Annotated in this window: 21 protein-coding genes and 1 pseudogene; 9 read left to right on the top strand and 13 right to left on the bottom strand. The window is 59.4% G+C overall.

From position 1 onward, the window contains the following. Window positions 1-391 precede the first annotated feature (391 nt). The 4 genes and pseudogenes from ACXMDP_RS07235 to ACXMDP_RS07220 form a co-directional block, all read right to left on the bottom strand. Window positions 392-700: an addiction module antidote protein gene (locus tag ACXMDP_RS07235; protein ID WP_311134129.1), complete on the bottom strand. Its 309-nt coding sequence runs from the start codon at window positions 698-700 to the stop codon at window positions 392-394. A 148-nt stretch (window positions 701-848) separates the two neighbouring features. After that, complete coding sequence (locus tag ACXMDP_RS07230) at window positions 849-1,751, bottom strand: IS3 family transposase (protein WP_457767180.1); 903 nt, start codon at window positions 1,749-1,751, stop codon at window positions 849-851. A 30-nt stretch (window positions 1,752-1,781) separates the two neighbouring features. After that, a pseudogene (locus ACXMDP_RS07225) lies at window positions 1,782-1,856 on the bottom strand (hypothetical protein); the annotation flags it as partial. A gap of 783 nt (window positions 1,857-2,639) precedes the next feature. Beyond that, entirely contained in the window at window positions 2,640-3,044 is a 405-nt protein-coding gene (locus tag ACXMDP_RS07220; RefSeq protein WP_457767212.1) for a GFA family protein, read from the bottom strand. Between the two features lie 391 nt (window positions 3,045-3,435). Here ACXMDP_RS07220 and ACXMDP_RS07215 point away from each other — a divergent pair, with 391 nt between their 5' ends. The 4 genes from ACXMDP_RS07215 (at window position 3,436) to ACXMDP_RS07200 (ending at window position 7,380) form a co-directional block, all read left to right on the top strand. After that, complete coding sequence (locus tag ACXMDP_RS07215) at window positions 3,436-4,842, top strand: WD40 repeat domain-containing protein (protein WP_259729671.1); 1,407 nt, start codon at window positions 3,436-3,438, stop codon at window positions 4,840-4,842. A 213-nt stretch (window positions 4,843-5,055) separates the two neighbouring features. Continuing rightward, a complete protein-coding gene (locus ACXMDP_RS07210) occupies window positions 5,056-5,667 on the top strand; it encodes a hypothetical protein (RefSeq protein WP_259729672.1) in 612 nt (203 codons plus the stop codon). Between the two features lie 542 nt (window positions 5,668-6,209). Further along, window positions 6,210-6,497 carry a transposase gene (locus tag ACXMDP_RS07205; RefSeq protein ID WP_457766750.1) on the top strand — a complete coding sequence of 96 codons (288 nt, stop codon included), beginning with the start codon at window positions 6,210-6,212 and terminating at the stop codon, window positions 6,495-6,497. A 10-nt stretch (window positions 6,498-6,507) separates the two neighbouring features. Beyond that, window positions 6,508-7,380, top strand: a complete 873-nt coding sequence (locus ACXMDP_RS07200; RefSeq protein WP_457767201.1) for an IS3 family transposase — start codon at window positions 6,508-6,510, stop codon at window positions 7,378-7,380. Between the two features lie 931 nt (window positions 7,381-8,311). Here ACXMDP_RS07200 and ACXMDP_RS07195 read toward each other — a convergent pair. After that, window positions 8,312-8,416 carry a hypothetical protein gene (locus ACXMDP_RS07195; protein ID WP_457767211.1) on the bottom strand — a complete coding sequence of 35 codons (105 nt, stop codon included), beginning with the start codon at window positions 8,414-8,416 and terminating at the stop codon, window positions 8,312-8,314. Between the two features lie 439 nt (window positions 8,417-8,855). Between ACXMDP_RS07195 and ACXMDP_RS07190 the strand changes: the two genes are divergently transcribed. Next, a complete protein-coding gene (locus ACXMDP_RS07190; protein WP_457767179.1) occupies window positions 8,856-9,587 on the top strand; it encodes a response regulator transcription factor in 732 nt (243 codons plus the stop codon). Window positions 9,588-9,626: 39 nt separating this feature from the next. Here ACXMDP_RS07190 and ACXMDP_RS07185 read toward each other — a convergent pair whose 3' ends face one another. Next, complete coding sequence (locus ACXMDP_RS07185) at window positions 9,627-9,998, bottom strand: hypothetical protein (RefSeq protein WP_457767178.1); 372 nt, start codon at window positions 9,996-9,998, stop codon at window positions 9,627-9,629. A gap of 808 nt (window positions 9,999-10,806) precedes the next feature. On the opposite strand from ACXMDP_RS07185, the gene ACXMDP_RS07180 reads away from it, so the two are divergent. From ACXMDP_RS07180 to ACXMDP_RS07170, 3 genes are all read left to right on the top strand, one after another. Further along, window positions 10,807-10,992: a CsbD family protein gene (locus ACXMDP_RS07180; protein ID WP_094510964.1), complete on the top strand. Its 186-nt coding sequence runs from the start codon at window positions 10,807-10,809 to the stop codon at window positions 10,990-10,992. A 10-nt stretch (window positions 10,993-11,002) separates the two neighbouring features. After that, window positions 11,003-11,167, top strand: coding sequence for a DUF1328 domain-containing protein (locus ACXMDP_RS07175; protein WP_094510965.1), 165 nt, complete (start codon window positions 11,003-11,005; stop codon window positions 11,165-11,167). A 166-nt stretch (window positions 11,168-11,333) separates the two neighbouring features. Continuing rightward, a complete protein-coding gene (locus ACXMDP_RS07170; protein ID WP_457767177.1) occupies window positions 11,334-11,570 on the top strand; it encodes a CsbD family protein in 237 nt (78 codons plus the stop codon). A gap of 146 nt (window positions 11,571-11,716) precedes the next feature. On the opposite strand, the gene ACXMDP_RS07165 is transcribed toward ACXMDP_RS07170, so the two are convergent. The 3 genes from ACXMDP_RS07165 to ACXMDP_RS07155 all read right to left on the bottom strand — a co-directional run bounded on the left by ACXMDP_RS07165 (window position 11,717) and on the right by ACXMDP_RS07155 (window position 16,947). Beyond that, the gene (locus tag ACXMDP_RS07165; RefSeq protein WP_457767176.1) at window positions 11,717-13,159 is read right to left on the bottom strand and encodes a mechanosensitive ion channel domain-containing protein; all 1,443 of its coding nucleotides are present in this window, start codon (window positions 13,157-13,159) and stop codon (window positions 11,717-11,719) included. Between the two features lie 148 nt (window positions 13,160-13,307). Continuing rightward, entirely contained in the window at window positions 13,308-15,908 is a 2,601-nt protein-coding gene (locus ACXMDP_RS07160; RefSeq protein ID WP_457767175.1) for an arylsulfatase, read from the bottom strand. Next, the gene (locus ACXMDP_RS07155) at window positions 15,901-16,947 is read right to left on the bottom strand and encodes a formylglycine-generating enzyme family protein (protein ID WP_457767174.1); all 1,047 of its coding nucleotides are present in this window, start codon (window positions 16,945-16,947) and stop codon (window positions 15,901-15,903) included. The genes ACXMDP_RS07160 and ACXMDP_RS07155 overlap by 8 nt, the downstream gene beginning before the upstream one ends. A 199-nt stretch (window positions 16,948-17,146) precedes the next feature. On the opposite strand from ACXMDP_RS07155, the gene ACXMDP_RS07150 reads away from it, so the two are divergent. After that, window positions 17,147-17,656, top strand: coding sequence for a type IV pilin-like G/H family protein (locus tag ACXMDP_RS07150; RefSeq protein ID WP_457767173.1), 510 nt, complete (start codon window positions 17,147-17,149; stop codon window positions 17,654-17,656). A gap of 93 nt (window positions 17,657-17,749) precedes the next feature. On the opposite strand, the gene ACXMDP_RS07145 is transcribed toward ACXMDP_RS07150, so the two are convergent. From ACXMDP_RS07145 to ACXMDP_RS07130, 4 genes are all read right to left on the bottom strand, one after another. Further along, complete coding sequence (locus ACXMDP_RS07145; protein ID WP_457767172.1) at window positions 17,750-18,772, bottom strand: helix-turn-helix domain-containing protein; 1,023 nt, start codon at window positions 18,770-18,772, stop codon at window positions 17,750-17,752. A gap of 480 nt (window positions 18,773-19,252) precedes the next feature. Further along, a complete protein-coding gene (locus tag ACXMDP_RS07140) occupies window positions 19,253-19,939 on the bottom strand; it encodes an ABC transporter ATP-binding protein (RefSeq protein ID WP_457767171.1) in 687 nt (228 codons plus the stop codon). Between the two features lie 3 nt (window positions 19,940-19,942). After that, window positions 19,943-21,154 carry an ABC transporter permease gene (locus ACXMDP_RS07135; RefSeq protein ID WP_457767170.1) on the bottom strand — a complete coding sequence of 404 codons (1,212 nt, stop codon included), beginning with the start codon at window positions 21,152-21,154 and terminating at the stop codon, window positions 19,943-19,945. A gap of 65 nt (window positions 21,155-21,219) precedes the next feature. Continuing rightward, a complete protein-coding gene (locus ACXMDP_RS07130) occupies window positions 21,220-22,467 on the bottom strand; it encodes an efflux RND transporter periplasmic adaptor subunit (protein WP_457767169.1) in 1,248 nt (415 codons plus the stop codon). Window positions 22,468-22,529 lie beyond the last annotated feature (62 nt).

Genomic DNA, 22,529 nt, shown 5'->3' with positions numbered 1-22,529 from the left:
TTCGGGAACGAAACTTCTCCGGCTCCCAAGGTCTCGAGCGGCAGTTGGCCACGCATACATCTACCCCAGGGTTCAGGAAGATCAGTTCATCGCAGTAGACCAATACAGGCTCAATAATGTCCGCGTAGCAGCCTTCGATGATCCAGCTGGAATGCCGTAAGATCCAACACCTTACATCTTCGATACTATCTTGAAGTGGCCGTCTTTCAGCGCCGCCAAGGAACGCCACCTCATCCAGCGATAGTCGAGCGGCTGGTCGCTTCGCAAGCAACAGCCTCGACAAGGTACTCTTCCCTGCTCCAGCGTTTCCCAGAAGGATCACTTTCATGGCGCTACTGCTCCGTCGTTAGAACGATTGCCTTCACCTGGCCGCTGTGATCTCGAGCGTCGGTCAAGAGTCATGTGGAGGCGGGCCGGGTGAGTGGCATTGTTTAACAGCCGTCTCTGCTTCAACAGCAGGACTGGCATGCAGTTGAAGCCCGAGTGCCGAACCAACCTTCAAGACAGTTCCACGTTCGGGATTACCGCTAGAGGAGAGTGCCGTATAGAGACTTTCGCGACCCAGTCCAGCTTCCCTTGCAATCTGTGTCAGGCCTTTGGCACGAGCAGTATCACCTAGAGATGCTTTGCAATAGGCAGCCATGTCTTCACGAATGCTGAAATGAATGGCCAGATTCCAGGCAGTGGCTGCGGTCTTCATCTGGGGCAAAACCTCCCAGGGGCAGCATGGCCTCCAGGCCAAGGGCCCGGTGCTCCGCGCGGCTGAAAGCGGTGTTCATGTTAAGCCGGAGCTTGGTGAGCAACGCGGCGCCGGTGACTGCCAGGAAAGATGACGCCCATGCTGCTGTTCAGGCAGCCATCGACAACGTAGCTGGCTTGAGTTCGATTTCGGCTGGCGGCGGATTGATCCAGACCAGCTCTGGCTGACGCCAGCACCGAGACGATCGTGACCACCGCCTTGGATTGCGCTGGCGGGCCTGTTCGTAGACGACAGCGCGTTGACGGCAGATGTCCACGGCATCTCCACAGTGGCGCTGGTGGGGAGTCACGAACTTGATCCCGCTGTGCCGGTGCCGTTGGTTGTACCAGTCCACAAACGCCACCACCCATTGGCTGGCCGCCTCCACACTGGCGAACGGCCGGCTCGGGTAGTCAGGACGGTATGTGGCCGTCCTGAACAGGGATTCGGAGTACGGATTGTCGTTGCTGACACGTGGCCGCGAGAACGATCGCAGCACCCCTAACTCCTCCAGCCGGCTCTCCAACGTGGCCGCACGCATGGCATTGCCGTTGTCAGCGTGGAGAATCAGCGGTTGCTTGCGCCGTTTACTGATCCGCTCTCTGAGGCAGGCCCGGCTTATCAGATCGGCTGCAATGGCTGGGTCTTCTCGCTCGGCGACATCCCAGGCCACCACCTTGCGGCTCCAGATGTCGATCACCAGGTAGAGGTACAGCCATATTCCACGAACGTTGGTAGGCAGGTAGGTGATGTCCCAGCTCCACACTTGATTGGGGCCAGTGGCCCGTAGGCGTGGCACTGGCGTTGGTTCCTGTGGAGGCCGGGCACGTCCCCGCCGGTGGGCTTGACCGTGAGCGTGGAGTACCCGATAGAAGCTGCGTTCTGAGCCGATAGACAAGTCGCGATCCGCCAGGGCCGGCACGATCTGCCCCGGTGGCAACGCGGCGAATTCGGGCTCGTTGCAGGTGAGCAGGATGCGCCGTCGCTCCTCCTCACTGAGGCGGTGAGCCACATGGCGGTGGCTGCCCTTGCGCCGGTCTACACCGTCGTCATCAGCGACGAACTGGCGTCGCCAACGCTGCAACGTGGTGAGGCCAACGCCCAGGAGCAGAGCCAGCTCACTGGCACGGGCACCATCGGCAACACCCTCGTCGAGAATCTGTAGAGCCTTCAGGCGGTCGCCCGGGCACGTCAGTCGTCCCCGTCCTCTCCCCAGAAGGCCTGAATCTTTATTGAGGCGATCAGCGGCGGGAAGAAGCTCTGTCTACTTCTCGAGCATTTCTAAGCCCGACAACTGGATCTTGATGTTAGGGCGCACATGGTGTTGCCTCCAATGAATCAAGTTGCGCTTCCCACCAAGCAATTGCCGCTGCTATCAGTTCCCGCTGGTCCCTTCCAGCAAAGACCACTCCATTCATTGTGTAGTGGTGCTCTAACTCTCCCAAGCGAGTGACTCTTTGCTCTCCAGTTTAAAAGCTTACCTCAATCTGTACACCAGGGACAGTAACACCCTGGCCAGCGAGAGATTGATACTCCTTCAAGAGCAGATTCCTCTCACTAACAATAAATTCCCAATAGATTTCGGGAGCGGGTTTCGATGCAAAGAGTTTTGAATCCCAAGTCTCAAACTTGATTCGGAATGCGGGATCGATAGCAGCGTCTTTGCTCTTGAGCACGTGGTAATCAGCACGCAGAAGTGCCACATATGCCATGTAAGCGATGCGCCACTGTCTGCCTTGGAGCCCCGGCGTGAATAGGGGGGCTGCTTGCCTACAGTCTTCAAGAACGGTTCGAGCGGCGAGAGGCATAGGTTTTGCGGCCTAACGTGAAGCTGAGCTGACTGCGCTGTTTTTTGCGCATGTTGCCACAAACGCAATGTTAGGCCAACTACCGTTAACACTCATAGCGTATAACCTAAAGATGGCGGCCCTTCTGGATATTCAGGCAGGTTATCTGTGATTTCCAGCCACGGTTGTTTTGAGGATACCCAAAAGTGCATGTCAGGTTTGAACAGTGATGGCTCGTCGAGGCTGCCGGCCGTTAGGCCCATAACTCCAGCAGAAACACGGCGTGAGAAAATGCTTGAACCGCAATGTGAGCAGAAACCCCGCTCTAGAGTTTCTGAAGAGTGAAATGTGCTGACTGGGCCAGAGATGGCAACGTGATCAATGCGCATGAGTACGCGAGCATTGAAAGCAGCGCCAATAACTTTTTGACAAGCTCTACAGTGACAGACCCTCTGGTTCAAAGGATCAGAGGTCGTTTCATAACGCACGGCGCCACATAGACAGCCGCCACGGAACATCGTCATTCAGATAACCCTTTCTGCAACAGCCTAACGTTGCCCATCAACCGCCGCAGATAACCCTTGAATTCCAACAGATACTTCTTGGCGGTCGGTGTGCATGGGCATTATTATACTGCGATCGTTTGCTTCAAGAAATGCGTGAGCAAGGTGCGTTCCCGGCAATCTACCGATAGAGTAGCAAGGGTCGCATTAAGGAACGCACCCTACAAGATCAGCGATCACACTGGCGTGCCAGGTAATCTGGCGGCGACGGCAGCGCGATAAAGACAACCTTCAGCCCAGGTACTGGGTAATCTTTGCCGCGAGGTTTGGCTCGTTTATTGTAAGAGACGAGACAGTGTCATACAATTCGTAGCCTCTTGTCATCAACATTCTATTCTGACCAATCATGTACTTCAATCCCGATTTCATTGTTGACATTTTGTTGCCGAAACTCCTGCGGATGACGATTATTAGTTTTGTCATTGCCAGTGTTGTCGGTGGGTTGCTAGGCTTGATAGCCAGACCAAAAGTACCGCCCCGAAACGCAGCGATTACATCTGCGATCTATGGAGCATTTATTGGCACAATGTTGATTGGGCTGTTGCCCATTGAAGCATTTGCCGTCAACTTGCAGGGGATTGCTTGGGGTGGTCTGCTGCTTTTGCTTTCCTTTGCAGCGTTATTGCTGGTTGGGCCGATTGTGGGCAGCATTTTGGGATTGAAAAATCAACAGATTCTCCAGTCAGGAATGAAGATAAAAGCTTCGGGCATTCTCCTGACGTATCTCCTGGTCATACTTACGATATATGTCTTTCTGGTTCCTTCCGAGCTTGTCATTGACAAACCTGAGGCTAATGCTGATGATCAATTGCCGATGGTGGCACGAATTAGGGGATACCAAAACTCCATAAGTGATATAGCCTTGAGCCTGGATGGCCAACAATTAGCCGTAGCCACTTTCGATCGAGGTACCCAAGTCTGGAACCTCACCCAATTAAGATTACGGCAAGCCTTCAAACCCATTCCTGACAACCAGGAAAATGGCAAGGATGTCATATTAAACGTTAGCTTTAGTGATGACAGCCAGCAACTCGTCACAGCTGCAGCTACAGAGGTGCAAATTCGGAAGATTCCGACGGGAAAGATTGTGCGTCAATTTGCAGGAGCTGAACTTGGGTTAGTTGCGGCAGATCAAAAACTGGTGACGCTGACGCTCAGTTCGCCCCGTGGTCTCAAGATTTGGGACATGCAATCCGGCAAGTTGTTACAAACCATTCCCGGCGAGTTTGAGGAATATACCTACGGTGGACTTGAGCGTTCTTTGTCCATCAGTTCTGACCGCCGGTTTCTGGCGTTCTCGCCTAAAACTTTTCGAGAATTTGGGCAACAGGAAGATAATGGTGTGATTCAGATTTGGGATATGCAATCGGGTAAACGAATTGCTCAGTTGATTGGAGATCGGAATCGTGAAATTCAAACCCTCTCCTTCACCCCCGATGCTCAGCAACTCATCGTCGCGGCAGGCGACCAACTCCAGATCTGGAACTGGCAACAGGCGAAGCGGGTCAAAACAATTGAACATACAGGGAAAATCGAGGATATGGTCTGGACGAGGAAAGGCTTGCTGACTCGTGTATCCACAATTCCTCCCCTTAGTGAGCAACAGGTTGCTCTCTGGGATCTGGACTCAGGCAAGCCCACCACAAGCTTTTTCAAGGATAGTGCTTGGGCGGGGCGACCCAGCCTCAGTAGCAATGGTAAGTTTCTGGCGACTTTCACCTCCGATGGAATCGTTGTCTGGCAACTCCCTTAACCCTGGTTTTTAAGAGGCACGCTGGGTAGTACGCGCAAGTCACTCAACATCTCCTCATCTAAAGGACTTAATGTTTCCTGACTGATCCCGCAGGTTACGACAATTTTCACTTAAGCAAGATTGCCTCCCGGCTTAACTAAAAAATCAACTGAGTTAATCTCGTCTGGATTAGCACAGGGCATCTACCGATACTGGAAAATGTCAAATCGATTCATGCTGACATTCCGCAAACGTCCCTTCCTCAAAAATCCTTTTTTCAAAGCAGCCTTGCACACCTTTCTGCTGCCGGGAATCCGGTGCATCATCACGGGTCCTTTTCTGATCTTGGGAAGAAGGGCAGAAGGGACTGTAATTGCCATGAAATACCACCCCAGCAGCCGGTTCAACCACAAAACATCAATCTCGGCTTACTGGACTCGGGTTGTTCAATACCCAACTGAGAATGGTCAGATCTTCGAAACCGATGCTCAGGATGACAGTGTATTTGTGGGGGATCGCGTGGGGATTTACTATCTGCCCGGAACGTCTCGGGCACGATTGGCAACCTTTACTGGACTCTGGTCGCTACTGGCCTTTACCCTTTGTCTGCAAGTTGTTCCGCTCACCTTGTTTAGCGTGCTGGGATTTTGGTTTAGTCAAATCCCCAGGCTGAATCGCCTTGCCCCTTTTGGCTTCCCGATACTGTTTGTGTTCATCGGTGTATTGAGTGCCTATCCAGGCTATCAAAGAGCGCAGTTTCTCAGCCAAGGCGTATACACAACTGGAGTGATTGCCCTGGAACCGGTATATACTCCGAAAGACAAGCATTATCCCGTTGTGCAATAAGCACCGAAAGATGGTCAGACCTACAAGACTGAGAGTCCGAGCTACGACAAAGGCGCAAAGGTCAAAGTTATCTATCTACCCCAACACCCCTCCCAATAAGCACTGGTTTTATCTAACGGAGAAGTGCTAGATACTGAGTAGAGGTGGTCTTTAGCGCCTACGCTTATGGGATTGTCAACCCTCTGTAGTCTGGGTGTAATTATCGGGCTTTGGCCTAAGGAATTGGCAGCATAGCTTTCTCGACCTAAACATCCTTCCCCAGAGGAGCAGTCCCAGAGGGAACCATAAAGAACGCCACAGTCACGCTGAACATCTTGTGCGGCGGCAAGCCGCGCAGCAGAACCGCTCCGTCAACTGTCTCCTACCTTTTCTAAGATATCGGAAATGTCCATGAATGTGGCAAATCGCCTTCAAATACCATCGCCTTCAGAAAGTTAAAGCTGCCGAACGCTCACGATCACTGAGATGGTCTGGCTTTTCTGGACAGGGTCCATCGTTAACCTCTGAGGCGGGGCACCGCCCCTGAGAGGGGGCTCCCACCCATGAGCAAACGCCGCACCCATAGCCCCGAGTTCAAGGCCAAGGTCGCCATGGAGGCGATCAGTGGCCGCAAGACGCTCCAGGAGATTGCCGCTGATCATTCGGTGCACCCGATTCAGGTGAGCCAGTGGAAGAAGCAGCTGCTGGAGGGTGCCAGCGACCTGTTCACCCGGGGCAAGAAGACCCAGGCCAAGGACGAAAGCCAGGCCAAGGAGGCTGAGCTGTTCCAGCAGATCGGCAAGCTCCAAATGGAGCTGGAGTGGCTGAAAAAAAAGTCTCAGCTGCTCTGACGCCCGTGAACTGCGCAAACTGGTCGATCATCACCACCCTGAGCTCACGGTTAGCCGCCAGTGCGAACTCCTCGGATTGGCACGATCGACCCTCTATTACAAGCCCGTGCCTGTCAATGAGTCCACTCTGCGGATCATGGCCAGGATCGATGCCTGTTACCTGGAGGATCCAACCTCCGGTAACCGTCGGATGGTGCAGTATCTGGCCAGAGACGGTATCCCGATCAGCCGTGACCGTGTCCGAAACCTTATGCAGCGCATGGGTTTACGGGCGATCTATCAGAAACCAAGGACGACAGTTCCTGGTAGCCCATCCGAGCGTTTTCCCTGCCTTGAGGACCTCCAGCAGCTCACGGCCCCAGATCAGGTCTGGGCGACGGATATTACCTACATTCCGATGCGGAAGGGCTTTCTGTACCTGGTGGCCGTTGTCGATCTGTTCTCACGGCATGTGCTCAGCTGGAAACTCTCCAACAGCCTTGACACGGAGTTCTGCCTGGAGGCCCTGGAGATGGCCCTGGTCAGTGGCCGCAAGCCCCAGATCTTCCATTCCGATCAGGGCTGTCAATTCACCTCATCGGCCTTCGTTCAACGACTCAAGGCAGAAGACATCAAGATCAGTTGGTCAGGAAGGAGGCGGTGCTTTGACAATATCCTGGTGGAGAGACTGTGGCGCACCGTCAAGTATGAGGAGGTGTATCTGCGTGCCTACAGCGATGGCTGGGAGGCGGAGATCAGCCTGGCCCGCTTCTTCTGGAGGTATGGTCATGTAAGACCACACAGCGCATTGGGAAGCAAAACTCCCCATGAGGTCTACACTGAGACCAAACCCTGTTCTTCCCGCCCGGGGTTAACGATGTCAGGGGCCGAATCTGTCCAGTAAAAGCCATCCACATCACACCTGGCCGCAGGATACCGGGCTTGCAAAAGAAGAATTCAAGGTGGCGGCTCAGGTGAATCGTGATGCTAGAAAGACTTTACTCAAAGCTCATGCGAAGAAGTCCTCATGTCATCGCATGCTTAGAGCAGCAAACATGCAGATCTTTACCGGTCATCATGAATGCAGCCTGATGGCCTATTGCCAAATATTAGCATTAACTGAACACCATTCACTGAATTGACTACCTAAAGGTTGTAATCGTCAAAACCCACGATTCCGAGGTCCTCCAAAACTACAAAGTGCCATGGCATGCGAGAGGGCACAGGCTTAGGCGATCCGTTTTGAATACGCCATTCTCGCTCCCAGGCATGGTCAATACCTCGATGAGGCTCATAACGAACGTGCCTGTACTTAAGTGAATCTGGCAGTTGAACATATTCTTCATTGGCCTGATTAATAACAGGCCTGCCTCCTTGATTAAACAGCCATGTCTTGCTTACAACTACCCCAAATGCTGAATATCTCATCCCATTCTCAGTTGGAGCTGCAAGTGACTGAGTCAAGGTCCCCAATGGCGCCTCGCTAAAACAGACGTAGTTGAATCCACCGCGAATATGTCTATTGGATCCCAGCAGACATCCTTGACTCAGTATCGATTGAAACTATCTGCAGCCGCTTGAAGCGTTGGGCCACATGTCAAATGGATCAACCGGTTCGAAAGGTCGCCTCGAATCATTGTTTTTCTTCGTTGGGGTTCTTTCTAGCCCTGATAGGGCGGACCCAGTGAAAGACACGCTGCGCCTACCCAGTGCAGCCTAAGCGAGGTAGGGACTGAAGACAAAGAAACACAAACCCAGGGCAGATCAATGCTCCCAGGCGTTTCCAACCAGGGGGCCCAGGTTTTCGGCGGACCCGTATAAGACAGTTCAACCCGTTACAGAAGGTCGGTAGGACTGCTGATGCCCAGGGGCCCGCGGTTCAGCACATGCGTGTAGATCGTGGTTGTCTGCACATCTTTATGCCCCAGCAATTCCTGGATCGTACGGATGTCCTGGCCCCGCTCCAGCAGATGGGTGGCAAACGAATGGCGGAAGCACGCCCTTCTGAATCAGGCTGGGATCGAGATGGTGTCGGCCCTGTTCACCCGTGGCCGGATCGCACCAGCGGTGGTGTTGTGGAAACACCCACTGCCAGCCCCACTCCACCGGAACGTTGAGCTCCTTCCTCCCCAGCGCGTGGGGATGCGGCACCCGGCCAGCACAGCCCCTCAAGCACCCAATGTGGGTGAGGAAGGCCTTCGCCTTCCTCGACTGACCAACCGGCTGGCACGCATGCCCCCCCCGCAGGCATTTACCGTCCTAATCGCCCATGCTGCATACATAAGCAAATCAGAAGCTTCAGTATTTCTTTATCAGGACATTCCGTTCACATGATGCTGAAATTCAGCACCATGTGACAAGTCTTGCTGATGTTCCCTGTTGCGTGATCAGCCCCTGATCCAAATCATCGATCACGAGCCTCACGTTCTTGAGGTGCTGGCCCCGTTGCTAGAGCAGGTGGGTTGGCGCGTTCTTCACGCCGATGATGGACATCACGGCCAGGCCATGGCCATGCAGCACCAGCCCCATCTGATCGTGCTCGACCTGCTGCTGCCCAAGCTGGATGGCCTCTCGGTGCTGCAGCGCCTGCGGCATGACCGGCGCACCGCACGGGTGCCGGTGATGGTGCTCACGGCGCTGGCCAGCAAGGAAGACAGGCTCAAGGCCTTCAACTGCGGCGCCGACGACTACGTCCTCAAGCCCTTCGAGGTGGAGGAGGTGTTCGTGCGCATCCGATCCCTGCTGCGCCACCAGCTGGAAACGCCACTGGCCTTGGTCACCCCGGAGATCCTGTCCTACGGGCCGCTCAGGCTCTGTCCTGAACAGCTGGAGGCGCTCTGGTTCGATCAGGTTGTTTGGCTTACCCGCAAGGAGTTTGAGCTGCTGCACTGCCTGTTGCAGCGCCACGGCCAGGCTGTGTCGTGGGGGTTGATGCTCAAGGAGGTGTGGGGCTACTCCCCTGGCGATGACATCGAGTGCATCCGCACCCATATCCGCCACCTCAGGACCAAGATCGAGCCGGATCCCCGCCGACCCCAGTTTCTCAAGACGATCTATGGCGTGGGCTACTGCCTGGATCTTCCCCATCAACAGCGCCAAGCGATGGCCTGAAGCCAGGCTCAGGCCGCTCCACTGCCGAAGGAGCGAGGTTCAGAGAAAGCTGCCATTGTGTGTGGGCGCGGCCTCAGGCGTGTAAGGGCTGAAGCGCACGTGGCTTCTGTTCAGCACGCCAGGCTGCACAACAGGGGCCTCGGCGGGGGCGGCGGTGGACTTCTGCTGGTGGAGCACTTCCTCCAGCAGGAAGGCACAGAGGTTGGACATGGAACGCCCTTCCTGTTCCGAACGGTTCAGGAGTGTTTGAAACACCTGATAGCTGATGGTGATGGAGATGCGGCGTGGTTGACGTTGCATGATCCGAAGTCGCTCGCTTGTGGTAAGGGTTGGATTCGTTGGTGCTTGGCTGGAATGAGCAGCTATGGCATTCATGGCAAGTTGCTGGACGTTTCTCGTGTGATGCTTCACGGAACACCGGAGGTGGTCATTGCTGGCAGCACGGGGTTGGTGATATCAACGTGCATTGAACGCGACGTTCAATGTGTCTGAGAGGGTTGCTCTGGCGATGACAACGGCGGCATTGCAGGACAATGCTGCCGACATTGAAATGTGCGCGGCTTTCAACCAACCCATCGAATCAGTCTGATCAGAATCTGACTACTTCAGAGACTGCCTCAAACGCCGGGTCCGTCTGAACGGCGTCTTTTGCATCATCATAGTGGGAGTTAGAAGACCTGGCTCCTGGCGCTGGACAGAGCACTGGTCAGCGCGCGAGACGAATGCCCCCATAACGCAGGTCAGAACTGACTGGATGAGTGGAGAGCCTTGGCCATCGCATGACCGAGGGATCCACCTGCCAAAGGCAGAATCACCTGGGCTTGCCCATTACCCCTGCACTCGTCCAGATCCCTTGCAGTCCGATGGATCTGGGCAGATTCACGGACATCGGTTCAGTGGAAAGCCGCGAGCGATGCGCCACAGGCTTCTCGCTTAATCTTCAATGGAATCCACGGCGACGAAGCAAGCCCGTTGAGTTAAGGATACACAGCAGAACTTTCAAGGACAAATCTATACAGCCGAGCCAGCTCTCAGCGTTGGATGTTGATGGCGCCGTGGATATGAGGCACATCTACAGCAGCCAACAACCTGCATGTTTCCCATAGTGAAGGGAGAGATGCATTGACATGACAAGCCAAACGATTTGCTCCGGCAGCAATCCGCCCGCTCCATGGTCATTTGCATCGCTCCTCCAACCCCAGCCCTCGCGGACCTGCTCATGAACAAGCTCCAGTTCAAAGGTGAATGGCATGAGCTCAAGGGAAAGCTCCGGCAGAAGTTTGCCGAACTCACTGATGACGACGTGGATTACGCCGAGGGCCAAGAAGAGGAGTTGCTTGGTCATCTCCAGAAGAAACTTGGCAAGACCCAGGAAGAACTTGCCCAACTGGTAAACACGCCCTGAAGGCCGCATCATGCTGAATTATGCCATCACTTTCCTAGTCATTGCAATCATCGCCGCCGTTCTCGGCTTCGGTGGTATCGCCGGATCAGCTGCAGGCATCGCCCAGATCCTGTTCCTTGTATTCCTCGTGCTTGCCCTGCTCTCCTTCTTCACCGGCCGGCGCAACGTGCTGTGAATACCCGCGAGAACGACGCTGTTCAGATCACATCCAACTGATCGCATCACCTCCTTTTCCCATCGTCATCGTCACCATGAATCACCAAACTCGTTCACTGCGCCAACTGGTTGCCGCCTGCCTTGGGCTGGCCTTCAGCCTTTTGGTGTTGATCGCCACGCCTGCCATGAGCGCTCCCGCCCATGCCTCAGATGTCTTCGTCAGCAGCACCTCCGCCTTGCCGCTGGCCGCCACCACCGGCCGCATCAAAGCGGGTGCCAAGGAATTCGAGGGCAAGACCCAGGAATCCATCGGCAACGTCACTGGCAACAAGGGTGATCGTCTGGCCGGCAAGGCGAAACAGGCCGAAGCCAAGGTTCGCAATACTGTCGAAGACATCAAGGACAAGGCCGGAAGGGGCTGACCCAGGATCAGTGCGTCGGCCTGGCATCACGCCGCATCACGCCTTTGAGGGCCAGGCCGACCTGCTGAAACCGGAGGCTGTTGGTCACGTGCCCGGTGGGCAAGGCGATCATTGCTGCGCCTTTCGGGTCTGTGGCCAGATGCCCGTCAAGGGCTTGGCCGGGTGGCCACTGTCTGCGTCTCAGCCGTGGCGATCGGGCCGCGAACAGCGAGCACGCGGCGTAGGCGCTCACGGAACCACTGCAGGGGTTGGTGGACATCAGCGTCGTCGAGCAGGCCGCGCTGGCGCAGGCAGTCTTGATAGCTGCGCAGCACGTCGCTGCGACGGGCCACCTCCTGGGCGACCGTGTCGGCGAAGTCGGGCCTGGAGGCCAGCAGGGCGCGGAAGCTGCCGCTGGGAACCACGAACAGCATCGTGTCCTGGGACGTCACCATCGACGTGGGATAGGGCACCTGGAGCAGCAGCGGCAGTTCACCGAAGAACTCCCCTGCGGTGAAGGTGAACAGCTTGCGGCTCACCCGGTCCGTTTCATGGATCGCATCCACCGCGCCACTCAGCACCAGGTGGAAGGAGCGGCCCTCGTCACCCTGGTGGACCAGCACCGTGCCGGCGGGCAGCGAGCGGCGGGCGCCGCTGCCCACGAGTTCCCGCAGGCGTCGATCATCCATGCTGCTGAAGCAGGGATGGTCGGGCAGGGACGCCCGCAAGGGGCTCCAGTCCGGGCCTGCTCCGTCCTCTTCCACCGCGCGCCTGGAGGACAGCAGCTGGACCTGCTGACGGGCTCCGGCCAGTTCGATGTGCCGTTCGCGCAGCCCCTGCTCGATCGCGTAGTTGAGCGAACTGCGCAGGCTGAGGCCGGCTTGGATCGCCGAGGTCCAGGCCCAGAGCTCGAACGCCATCCCCTGGCCCTGGAGGCCGTGCAGCAGCACCTTCGGCGGCGGATCGGTCAACACCGTGGGCTCGGCGAGGGCGGCATCCAGCAGCACCTCGGTCACGGCCAGCGGGTCGCTGCCATGGGCCACGGTGACCGCCACATCCACCCGCCCGTCGGGGCTCTGGTAACTGAGGTTCTTCACCGGCGCGTTGGTGATGGACGAATTGGGCACCACGATCTCGGCGCCCTGGAAGGTGCGGATCACGGTGGAGCGGATCGAGATCTCGCGGATGAAGCCGGTGGTGTCGCCGAATTCAATCTGGTCGCCCACCTTCAGCTTCCCCTCCATCAGCAGGGTGAGGCCACTGGTGAGGTTGCGGGTGAGCTCCTGCAGGCCGAAGCCGATCCCCACCCCCAGAGCGCCGAACACCACGGCGAGGGCGCCGATGTCGAGCCCCATCCCCTGGGCCACCACCACATACCCCAGAGCGGCCAGCCCCAGAGAAACCAGCGTGGCCACCGCCTCGCGACGCCCCTCCGGCAGGGAAAACCAGAGCAGCACGCGACCGGCCAGGAGCCGCTTCAGCTCCCGCGCCGCCAGGCTCACGGCCAGCAGCAACAGCAGCACCTGCAGAATCCAGAGCAGGGAGAAGCTCTGGCGCCCCAGCGGCAGCAACGGCGATGTGAACAGCTTCTCCAGGCGTTCGAACGTCACCGCTTGTTTCCCGCCGACCTGACCATTCAGCCAGGCCAAGCGGATGGCTGCGGCTCACACAAGAGCCATTCCGTGAGGCGAGAGCCTTTCCGTGCTGAGAGAGCCATGCCATGGCGCGTGCTCTCGCCCGTGAGATCGGCGGTGACGCTCACTCACTCACGGCCTTGGCGCGCATCGCCGCCTCCAGGCTTTTGATCTCCTCCGGCGACAGCTTGGGTCGATCCAGCTTGATGGTGAGCTTGTCGAGGGTGCCGGTGAAGCGGAACGGCGGCTGGTAGTCGGCATCGTTGACGCCGGTGAGGGTGTCGGAGCCCACGTCAAAGCTTTCATCCCACTGCAGGATCATCGGCAGGGTTTTGGGCATGGTTCTGGTGGCCACCACCTTGCCGTCCACCTTGAGGGTGCCGGTACCAGGGCGACCGACGCCGCTGAAGTCGTTGAAGGCCAGCGTGCCGGCGCCCTTGCCGTCGTAGACGAAATCGAATTCAACCTTGTGCTTGCCGGGGGAGAGGGGCTCGGTGCCCTCCCACTTCAGCCGCTCCAGATCCACCATGTTCCACACCCACACCGGCTTGCCGTTCTTGAGGTAGAAGCCGTAGCCGCCGAAGCGGCCGCCGGAGGTGAGCAGCATGCCCTCGGCGCCGCCGGCCGGCACCTCGATGTCGGCGCTGACGGTGTAGGAGGTGTTGAGCAGCACAGGCGAATCCCCCTGGGGCAGCCCCACCATCGGATGGGTGTAGACGAATTCGTTGCGCCCAGCGGTGATGTTCGGCCGTGGCGCCACGATGCGCCCCGCCACCGAAGCATCGAGCGGGAACACCTGGTACTTGTTGGCCTCGGCGATGAAGGCCTCTTTCATCTCCTTCAGCTTGCCGGGGTTCTGGGCCGCCAGATCGGTGGTCTGGCTGAAATCGTTGTTGAGGTTGTAGAGCTCCAGCGTCTGGTTGTTGAGCGGATCCGGATTGGCCGGGCCGAAGGCGTCCCAGGGAGCGCGGTTCACCTTGGTGCTCAGCAGCCAGCCCTTGTCATAAAGCGCCCACTGGCCAAACATCTCGAAGTATTGCCGCTCGTGTCTTGAGGGCGCCTTGGCATTCTTCGCGTCGAAGGTGTAAACGAAGCTCGTACCCTCGATCGGCTTCTGGGGGATGCCATCCACCACCTCGGGCGCCCGTAACCCCGCCGCCTCCAGGATCGTGGGCACCACGTCGATCACATGCACGAACTGCTCGCGCAGGGCCCCTTTGTCCTTGATGCGCGCCGGCCACGACACCACCATGTTCTGGTTCACCCCACCGAGACGGGAAGCGTTCTGCTTGAACCAGCTGAACGGGGTGTCAAACGCCCAGCTCCAGCCCGCCGACATGTGGTTGTAGGTGAGATCGGTGCCCCACACGTCGTAGAACTTCATCTGCACCTCAACGGGCAGCTTGTTGAGGCCGTTGAAGAAGGCCACCTCGTTGGGGGTGCCGAGCGGCCCGCCTTCGGCGCTGGTGCCGTTATCGCCGTTGATGTAGATGATCAGCGTGTTGTCGAGCTTGCCGAGATCGTCGAACTGCTGGATCACGCGGCCGATTTCATAGTCGCTGTAGGCGGCGTAGGCGGCGAACACCTCCACCTGGCGGATGAACAGTTTCTGAGCGTCCGGGCTCAGCTGGTCCCAGGGGGTGATCACATCGGCCGGCCAGGGGTCGAGCTTGGCGTCCTTGGGGATCACGCCGAGTTTCTTCTGGTTGGCGAAGATGCGCTCCCTCAGCTTCTCGTAGCCGTCATCAAACAAATGCTGGGCATGGATCCGGTCCACCCACTCCTTGGTGGGGTGGTGGGGTGCATGGGTGGCCCCTGGGGCGTACTTGATGAACAGCGGCTTGCTGGGATTGATCTGGTGCATCCGCGCCATGTAGTCGATGGCGTCATCGGCCATCTCTGTCACCAGGTTCCAGCTTCCGGGCTCCGTGCCCTCGAAGGGATAGATCTGGGTGGTGTTGCGGAACAGGTTGGGCTGCCACTGGTTGGCGTCCCCACCCACGAAGCCGTAGAAGTATTCGAAGCCCATTCCCGTGGGCCATTGATCAAACGGCCCGCTCTGGCTGGCCTGGAAGGCGGGCACGTTGTGGTCCTTGCCGAACCAGGCGGTGGCATAGCCGTTGTCCTTGAGCAGACGGCCGATCGTGGCCTTATCGCGCTCGATGATGCTGTTGTAGCCGGGGAAGCCGGTGGACTGCTCCGAGATCACCCCAAACCCTGCCGAGTGGTGGTTGCGGCCAGTGATCAGCGCGGCGCGGGTGGGGGAGCACAGCGCCGTGGAGAACATCCGGTTGTAGCGCAGGCCCGCCTTGGCGATGCGGTCCATCGCCGGCGTGGGGATCACCCCGCCGAAGGTGCTGGGCACGCCGAATCCGGCGTCGTCGGTGATGATCAGCAGCACGTTCGGCGCGCTCTGGGGCGGCGTGATCCGTGGCGCCCACCAGGGCTTCGACTGCAGCGCCCCGTCCTTGATCACCCCGCCGAAGGGGGGCGCCGGGGCCGGCAGCTGGTTGCCGGGAATCGTGGTGGTGGCATTGGGGGCCCCCGGCGTGCCGGTGATGCGCTGGGCCAGGGCGGGCACGCCACCCAGTTGCCAGCCGGCCAGCAACAGAGCCGCTGCCACCAGAAACAGCCGGCGCGCCGCACCGGCCAGGCCATCCGCTCTGAGGAAGCGGCCCAGGCGACGGAACTTCTGCAGCAGCACAGCGAACAGGCCCTTATCCATGGGAGACGGGAAGCGGCGGGGAAACAAGACGGAAGCCGATATGGGAGGTGCCGGTGTCAGGGCTTTCGGCCTCCCTGGCCGCCGGGCGGAAACGGCTGCAGAAGTTGGGGGCGCAGAGGAACGAGCCGCCCTTGATCACATGCTTGGCCACACCAGGCTCGCGCGGATCGAGGCTGGCGGCTTCATCGACCACACGGGGGTCGAGGCCGCCGTCGACGGCGGCATGGTCTGGTTGGTACCAGTCGCTGGTCCATTCCCAGACGTTGCCGATCATGTCGTACAGGCCGTAGCCATTCGCGGGGAAGCTGGCCACCGGAGCAGTGCCCAGATAGCCATCCTCGCCGGAATTGGAGAGGGGAAACTCCCCCTGCCAGGTGTTGGCCTGGCCAGGACGCCAGGTGTTCCCCCAGCTGAAGACACGATCCTTGAGGCCGCCGCGAGCAGCGAACTCCCACTGAGCTTCCGATGGAAGCGCCGCACCAGCCCAGGCGGCATAAGCCTCCGCATCTGCCACCGACACCTGCACGACGGGGTGATCGCCAAGGGTATCGATGGAACTGCCCGGGCCCTGGGGATGGCGCCAGTCGGCGCCCGGAACCCACTCCCAGCCACTCAACTCCTGAACCTGGGCGTGCATGGATGGCGACTTGAACACCACCGAACCAGGAGCGCGCTCCGCTACAGATAGAGCCGGGAACTGCTCCGCGGGCAGCGGACGTTCGGCCTGCGTGCGGTAGCCGGTGGCGGCCACAAAGGCGGCGAAGTCCTGGTTGCTCACTTCAGTGCGGCCCAGGCAGAAGGGGCGGACCTGCACCGCGGCCTCGGATTCCTCTGGCAGGAGCCCGGCGGCCCCGATCAGGAAGCGGCCGCCGGCGATGGGCTGCATCCCGGCCGGGCAGCTGATGGCGGCCTGGGCGGGCAAAGCCCGCAACAGGAGCAGGGCCAGGCTGAGCACCAGCACAACCACGACCAGGAAACCCGCCGAGAACGAGGCATCGGCACGGAGATAGGACAACGAGAGGTTCGCTTCAGTGGCCATGCGCTCAGGGAGCATTGTTCCGTAGCGAGGGAGCAAACCTGGGTGCGATTGATCACATTGTTCACATGGATTCCACCCTGAGGCGCCGCACCGATCTGACCATGGACGCCAAACGGCAATCCTGCCGCAGAAACGCAGTCATCCCTCGGGCTGTGTGGCTCCCTGCCTTTGCTCTGATATGAGGAAGGCCATCCCAATCATGACCATGAACCGCCTGTTGTTGATCACGTGCGTGGCCATCGGCTGCATAGCAGCCCCACAAGCAGCAGAGGCGCAAGCACAGCCCAATCCCGACCAGAACGCCGCACTCAATGCGGCCGCCAGGATGACGGAAGGGCAGCGGACTTACTTCCAGAAGAACGGAGCCTTCCGGGCCACCGTTTCCTCTATCCAGCAGGATTTCGGCATCACGCTTCCCGCCAGCTTCGACTATGCCGTGCGCACCAGCACGGAAGCAGCCTATAGCTATGTGATACCTGCCCAGGGTTCAACAGTGGGACAGCTCAATGCCTACGTGGGAGCAGCTTTTCTCACACCCAATCAGAATCCGATGATCACCACGATCATCTGCAGAAACCTTCAACCAGGCCAGATCCGTCCGGCGGATCCACAGCTCGTGCTGGGAACCTTAATGCCGAATCCCAGCGGCAGGCTTGTGCAATGCGGCGACGGCTCCATTGAAGTGCAGGCTTCGGTGGTCAACGAGTAACGCCAAACGTGCTGGCTTGCGGTGAGCGGACATGCGGTGAGCAGACATGAGGTGAGGAGGCAATCAACACCACAAGGGCCAGCCTCGTAAGCCTTACGGCTTGGGGATCATCATGCCTGCGTCAACAGGAGGATAGGCGGCGCTACGGGAATGACGCAGAACGGACGACGGCGACACACCAAAGGTCCGTTTGAAGCTGGCTGCAAATGAGGAGAGGTGAATGAAGCCATAGCGGCGGGCAATGGTGGCCACCGTGTCTCCCGACCGGTTGTGGAGCAGCTCGCGGTGCACGGCATGCAACCGCTGCTGCTTCACCCATTGCATGGGGCTGCAGCCAAATCTCTCTTGAAACAGATACTGGAGATTGCGGACGGAATAGCAACTACGCCGGCTGAGTTCGGTGGGCGTGATCGCGGTGTGCAGATGGGCTTCGATCCACTCCAGCAGTTCTGCAAAGATCCGATCTCCGCTGGCGTGGGGGAGAGGTTGCTCAGTCCCTTGGGCGGCGGCTGGGCACAGGATGGCGGCAACCAATCGGTACACCAGATCTTCCAGCTGCGCCGCCTTGATGCCACCCACCGATTGAAGCAATGGGGCCTCCACCAGGCGCAAGGCCAGGTGCAGGTGGTTGAGGAGATCCGCCTGCGGGGAGATGCCGCTGCCATCCACCAGCAACGTGTTCTGGAACTGAGGCACAAAGCTGCTGGTGTTGCCAAGCTGTCCCACCAGGGCAGAGGCGGTCTCAGCCAGTCGCCGGCGGTCCAGGCAGATCATCACCTCCTCGAAGGTGTCGGTGCTGGCGGTGAAGGCGGCCCCAGGCAGGTAAGCCGCCATCGGCCCACCCTGGAGCGAGAGCCGCTGCCCATCCGTGCGCACCTGAGCATTGCCAGACAACGGCAGGATCAAGGTGGAGAAGGCACAGTCGCCGAAGCCGATTTCAATCGGTGCGTGGCGGCTGCAGGAGACCGTTGCCTCTCCCAGCTGCATCACCCCACTGCGGTGGTAGAAGCCTGAGCACTGTGGACCTTCCAGGAAGCCCAGAAGTGGCATGGTCTGCGCCACACGTTCCAGCAGGGCGGCCGGGTCGTCGAGGGCCACAGCCTGCGACTCCAGCACCGTCAGAGGTGTGTGAATGCCGGAGTGCCCGCTTTGCACAGCGCACGTCAGGAGCAACCAGCAGGGATCGTACAAGGAGCAACAGGTGATGCCTCTGGCCAAGCGGTGAGGCGGATGACAGGCGCAGCTGGCGTGAAGGTCAGCGCCCCGCTTGCCCATGGCCCTCCCGCACGAAGTGCCGGGGCTGCCAACTGCAGAGTGAGCCGAGGCGTGCGGTGGAGTTGGTGGGGTCTGAGCCGTCGGCTGGCACCAAATGGCGGCAAAGCTCACGTTCAAGGCGAGCTGGCGCAACTGAAAACTTCCAGAGTCCAGCGCGGCGGGATCAGTGCGCACCAAAGAAGTGGAGGGCGTTGGCCTCAACGCCGAACGGCGTGCTGAAGATCGTTGTTCTGTCGTCCATGCAGATCGTCTCCACCGATGTGCTGTCACCCTGGCTGAGATCAGTACGTGGTTGTGCGCTTGGTGGCCACTGGCCACTCTCTACGCAGCGTTGCGTGTTGCCTGGTCTGCAGTGATGCGGCCATCCTGAATCTGGATGATGCGTTCACTGTTCTGGGCCACGGAGGCGTCGTGCGTCACCAGCACGATCGTGAGGCCGCCGGCATGCAGCCCTGAGATCAGCTCGATCACCTCCCCGCCCGTGCGTGAATCGAGTGCGCCGGTTGGTTCATCGGCCAGGAGCACCTGGGGCTGGTTCACCAGTGCGCGGGCGATCGCCACTCGCTGCTGCTGGCCGCCGGAGAGTTGATTGGGCCGGTTGGCCAGGCGATCAGCCAGCCCCACGCGCTCCAGCAGTGTTTCCGCACGCTCACGCCGCTCCAGCGGTGAATAACCTGCATAGACCATTGGCAGCATCACATTCTGCAGGGCGCTGAGGCGAGGAAGAAGATTGAATTGCTGGAACACGAAGCCGATCTGCAGGTTGCGTAGATCCGTACGGTCGTTGTCGCTCAGTTTGCTGATCGCACGGGCATCGAAGTAGTACTCCCCCGTGCTCGGTTGCTCCAGGCAACCGAGGATGTTCATCAGTGTCGACTTGCCTGAACCGGAGGTGCCCACAATCGCTGTGTATTCACCGCGCAGCACTGTGAGGTTGATGTCGTGAAGGATCGTCAGCTCCTCCTCACCCATTTGATAGGCCTTGGAGATACCTCGAAGTTGCAGCATGGCTCAATCGCTCCGCAGGGCTGTGATCGGGTCCAGCTGGGCCGCCTTGTTGGCGGGATAGGCCCCAAAGAACACACCAATCACCAGGCAGAAGGCCAGCGACCATCCCACCGCATCCAGGGCAATGCCACTGCTCCAGCCAAACGCCGCATTGATGGCCAGTGAGGCCACCACACCCAGCAGAACACCCAGCACTCCACCCACCAACGACAACACGGTCGACTCGATCAGGAATTGACGCAGGATGTCGCTGCAGCGCGCCCCGATGGCGCGGCGAATGCCGATCTCCCTGGTGCGTTCGGTGACGGACACCAGCATGATGTTCATGATGCCGATGCCACCCACCAGCAGGGAGATGGCTGCTGATCCACCCAGCAATCCGGTGAACACATTGGCCACGGCGTTCGAGGCATTCACCAGGTCTGCCTGGTTACGGATGGAGAAGTCGTCCACCAGAGGCGGCACGATCCGGTGCCGAAGACGCAGCAGGTTGGTGATCTGATACTCAGCATCCGCCATGCTTTCCGCCGATCGCGCCGATACGGCAATGCTGTCTACGGACACTCCAGCCGTGGTATTGACCCCCACGATGCGCGAGGCCATCGTGGTGAGAGGGATCAGCACCTGATCATCCTGATCGCGGAAGCCGGTGCTGCCTTTGAATTCCAGCGTTCCGATCACCGTAAAGGTTTCCCCACGGATGCGGATCATGCTGTTGGGGGCAGAGGCCGCCGTCAGGCCAAGGCTGTCCACCACCGTCTGGCCAAGCACAGCCACCCTGGCCGATTGATCAAGTTCAGCGGTGTTGAAGAAGCGACCGGTGAGTGGCAGAAAATCTCGGACGACAACATAATCAGGCGTACTGCCAAGGATGGTGGTGTTTGTGTTGCGCTCAGCCAGCACCACCTGGCTGCGTTGGGAAAGATTGGGGGCAACAGCGACAACGGCCCCACACGATTCAGCGATCGCCCTGGCATCGTCCCAGATCAAGGTGGTGGCGGAGCCTGCCCCAGGGGAAACCGGCCCTCGGCCCGTGGCCACACCGCTCTGTACAAAGATCAGGTTCGAGCCCAGTGATTTCAACTGGGCTTCTGTTTGCTGCTGGGCGCCACGGCCGATCGTCACCATGCTGATCACGGCACCGATGCCGATGATCACCCCCAGCATCGTGAGGGCGGAGCGCATCCGATTGGCCAGCAGCGAAGACCAGGCCATGGCAAGGCTCTCGCCTAGATCGCCGCGCTGCCGGCTGGGCCGCCGTTGCCGACCAGTGGATGCCATCAGCGCGGCAACCTTCCCGGACCACGTGGCTGCTGCAGTGGCGACACGCTCGACACCGGGCGACTGTTGGGCTGGCGTTGACCCGGGGCCGACACATACACCCGTTCGCCTTCCTTGAGGCCCTTGAGCACCTCCGTTCTGGCGCCCAACGTGGCGCCCACGGTCACCGGACGGAACACAGGCTGCTTGTCGCCCCCCAACACCATCACCCCAGAGCCACCGCTCTCGCTAACGATCGACGGGGTAGGGATCAACAGGGCGTTGGCTCGATTGCCCACCAGCACATTGGCGGTGAGATTCATCCCTGAGCGCAGCTTGCTGGCGGCTTCCGGGCTCAGGGCAATCCGCACCTGAAAACTGGTGACGTTGGCCTCCACAACCGCTTCTGGCGCCACCAACCTGACCCTGCCGCGAAACAGCTCACCGGGAAAGGCATCCACCTGCAGCTCCACCTGCTGGCCTGGTTGGATCTCCCCCACATCCATCTCCGCCACATTGGCCACCGCCTCCAGCTCACTGGCCAGCGCCAGGATCGATGAAGAGGTGGCCGAGCTGGTGGCACTGGCAGAGGTGGTGGGCGTCACAAACGCCCCCACATCTGCATACTTCTGAGTGATCACCCCGGTGAAGGGCGCACGGATCACGGTGTCCTCCAGCTGCGCCTGCACCGAAACAAGATCTCCCTGTGCCTGCAGCAGCTGTGCTTGGGCGGCTGCGATGTCTTCACGGCGGGCGCCGGCCTGCACCAGGTTCAGCTGCGCCCGCAATGCCCCCACCCGTGCCTCACCGGCAAGAAACGCTGAGCGGCTGGCGTCGAAGGTCACGGTCGCAATCGCGCCGGAGCCATACAGCTGCTGGTTGCTGCGATAGCTGGAGCTGATCGCGATCTGATCGGCTAGCGCCGCCTGCAGATTGCGTCTGGCCGCCTCAATCTCCTGAGGTCTGTTGCCGGCTTGCAGCCTGTTCAGGTTCGCCTCTGCAGCCGCCACCACTCCCTTCGCCCGCAGCCAGGTGCCGCGAAGGTTGCTGTTGTCCATACGCGCCAGGATCTGGCCAGCGCTCACCCGATCGCCCTGATCCACGGCCAGGAAGGTGACCCGACCCGGCTGCTTCGGGCTGATGTTCACCGGTGTGGTGGGTCGGATCGAGCCAGCGGCCGTGACCTTCAACACCAGATCGCTGCGCTCCACGGGCGCTGTCTGCTGTGCCAGTGCGACTTGCCTGGCCTGCGTCTGACGCTGCTGCATCAGCAGCCAACCGACCGCGGCCACACAGAGGGCGATCCCCGTTCCCACAAGAATCAGGGTCC

This window comes from Cyanobium sp. ULC065 (genome assembly GCF_977927515.1).
Note: the sequence above shows the minus strand (reverse complement) of the source record. Positions and strands in the feature narration are given on the sequence as shown.

Bases quoted from the DNA above. Each gene is read 5' to 3' on its own strand.
- ACXMDP_RS07220 (WP_457767212.1), bottom strand. From the start codon at position 3,044: ATGTTCCGTGGCGGCTGTCTATGTGGCGCCGTGCGTTATGAAACGACC.
- ACXMDP_RS07215 (WP_259729671.1), top strand. From the start codon at position 3,436: ATGTACTTCAATCCCGATTTCATTGTTGACATTTTGTTGCCGAAACTC.
- ACXMDP_RS07135 (WP_457767170.1), bottom strand. From the start codon at position 21,154: ATGGCCTGGTCTTCGCTGCTGGCCAATCGGATGCGCTCCGCCCTCACG.
- ACXMDP_RS07180 (WP_094510964.1), top strand. From the start codon at position 10,807: ATGAACAAGCTCCAGTTCAAAGGTGAATGGCATGAGCTCAAGGGAAAG.
- ACXMDP_RS07235 (WP_311134129.1), bottom strand. From the start codon at position 700: ATGAAGACCGCAGCCACTGCCTGGAATCTGGCCATTCATTTCAGCATT.
- ACXMDP_RS07210 (WP_259729672.1), top strand. From the start codon at position 5,056: ATGCTGACATTCCGCAAACGTCCCTTCCTCAAAAATCCTTTTTTCAAA.
- ACXMDP_RS07155 (WP_457767174.1), bottom strand. From the start codon at position 16,947: ATGGCCACTGAAGCGAACCTCTCGTTGTCCTATCTCCGTGCCGATGCC.
- ACXMDP_RS07130 (WP_457767169.1), bottom strand. From the start codon at position 22,467: ATGCAGCAGCGTCAGACGCAGGCCAGGCAAGTCGCACTGGCACAGCAG.
- ACXMDP_RS07160 (WP_457767175.1), bottom strand. From the start codon at position 15,908: ATGGATAAGGGCCTGTTCGCTGTGCTGCTGCAGAAGTTCCGTCGCCTG.
- ACXMDP_RS07205 (WP_457766750.1), top strand. From the start codon at position 6,210: ATGAGCAAACGCCGCACCCATAGCCCCGAGTTCAAGGCCAAGGTCGCC.
- ACXMDP_RS07140 (WP_457767171.1), bottom strand. From the start codon at position 19,939: ATGCTGCAACTTCGAGGTATCTCCAAGGCCTATCAAATGGGTGAGGAG.
- ACXMDP_RS07170 (WP_457767177.1), top strand. From the start codon at position 11,334: ATGAGCGCTCCCGCCCATGCCTCAGATGTCTTCGTCAGCAGCACCTCC.
- ACXMDP_RS07150 (WP_457767173.1), top strand. From the start codon at position 17,147: ATGACCATGAACCGCCTGTTGTTGATCACGTGCGTGGCCATCGGCTGC.
- ACXMDP_RS07175 (WP_094510965.1), top strand. From the start codon at position 11,003: ATGCTGAATTATGCCATCACTTTCCTAGTCATTGCAATCATCGCCGCC.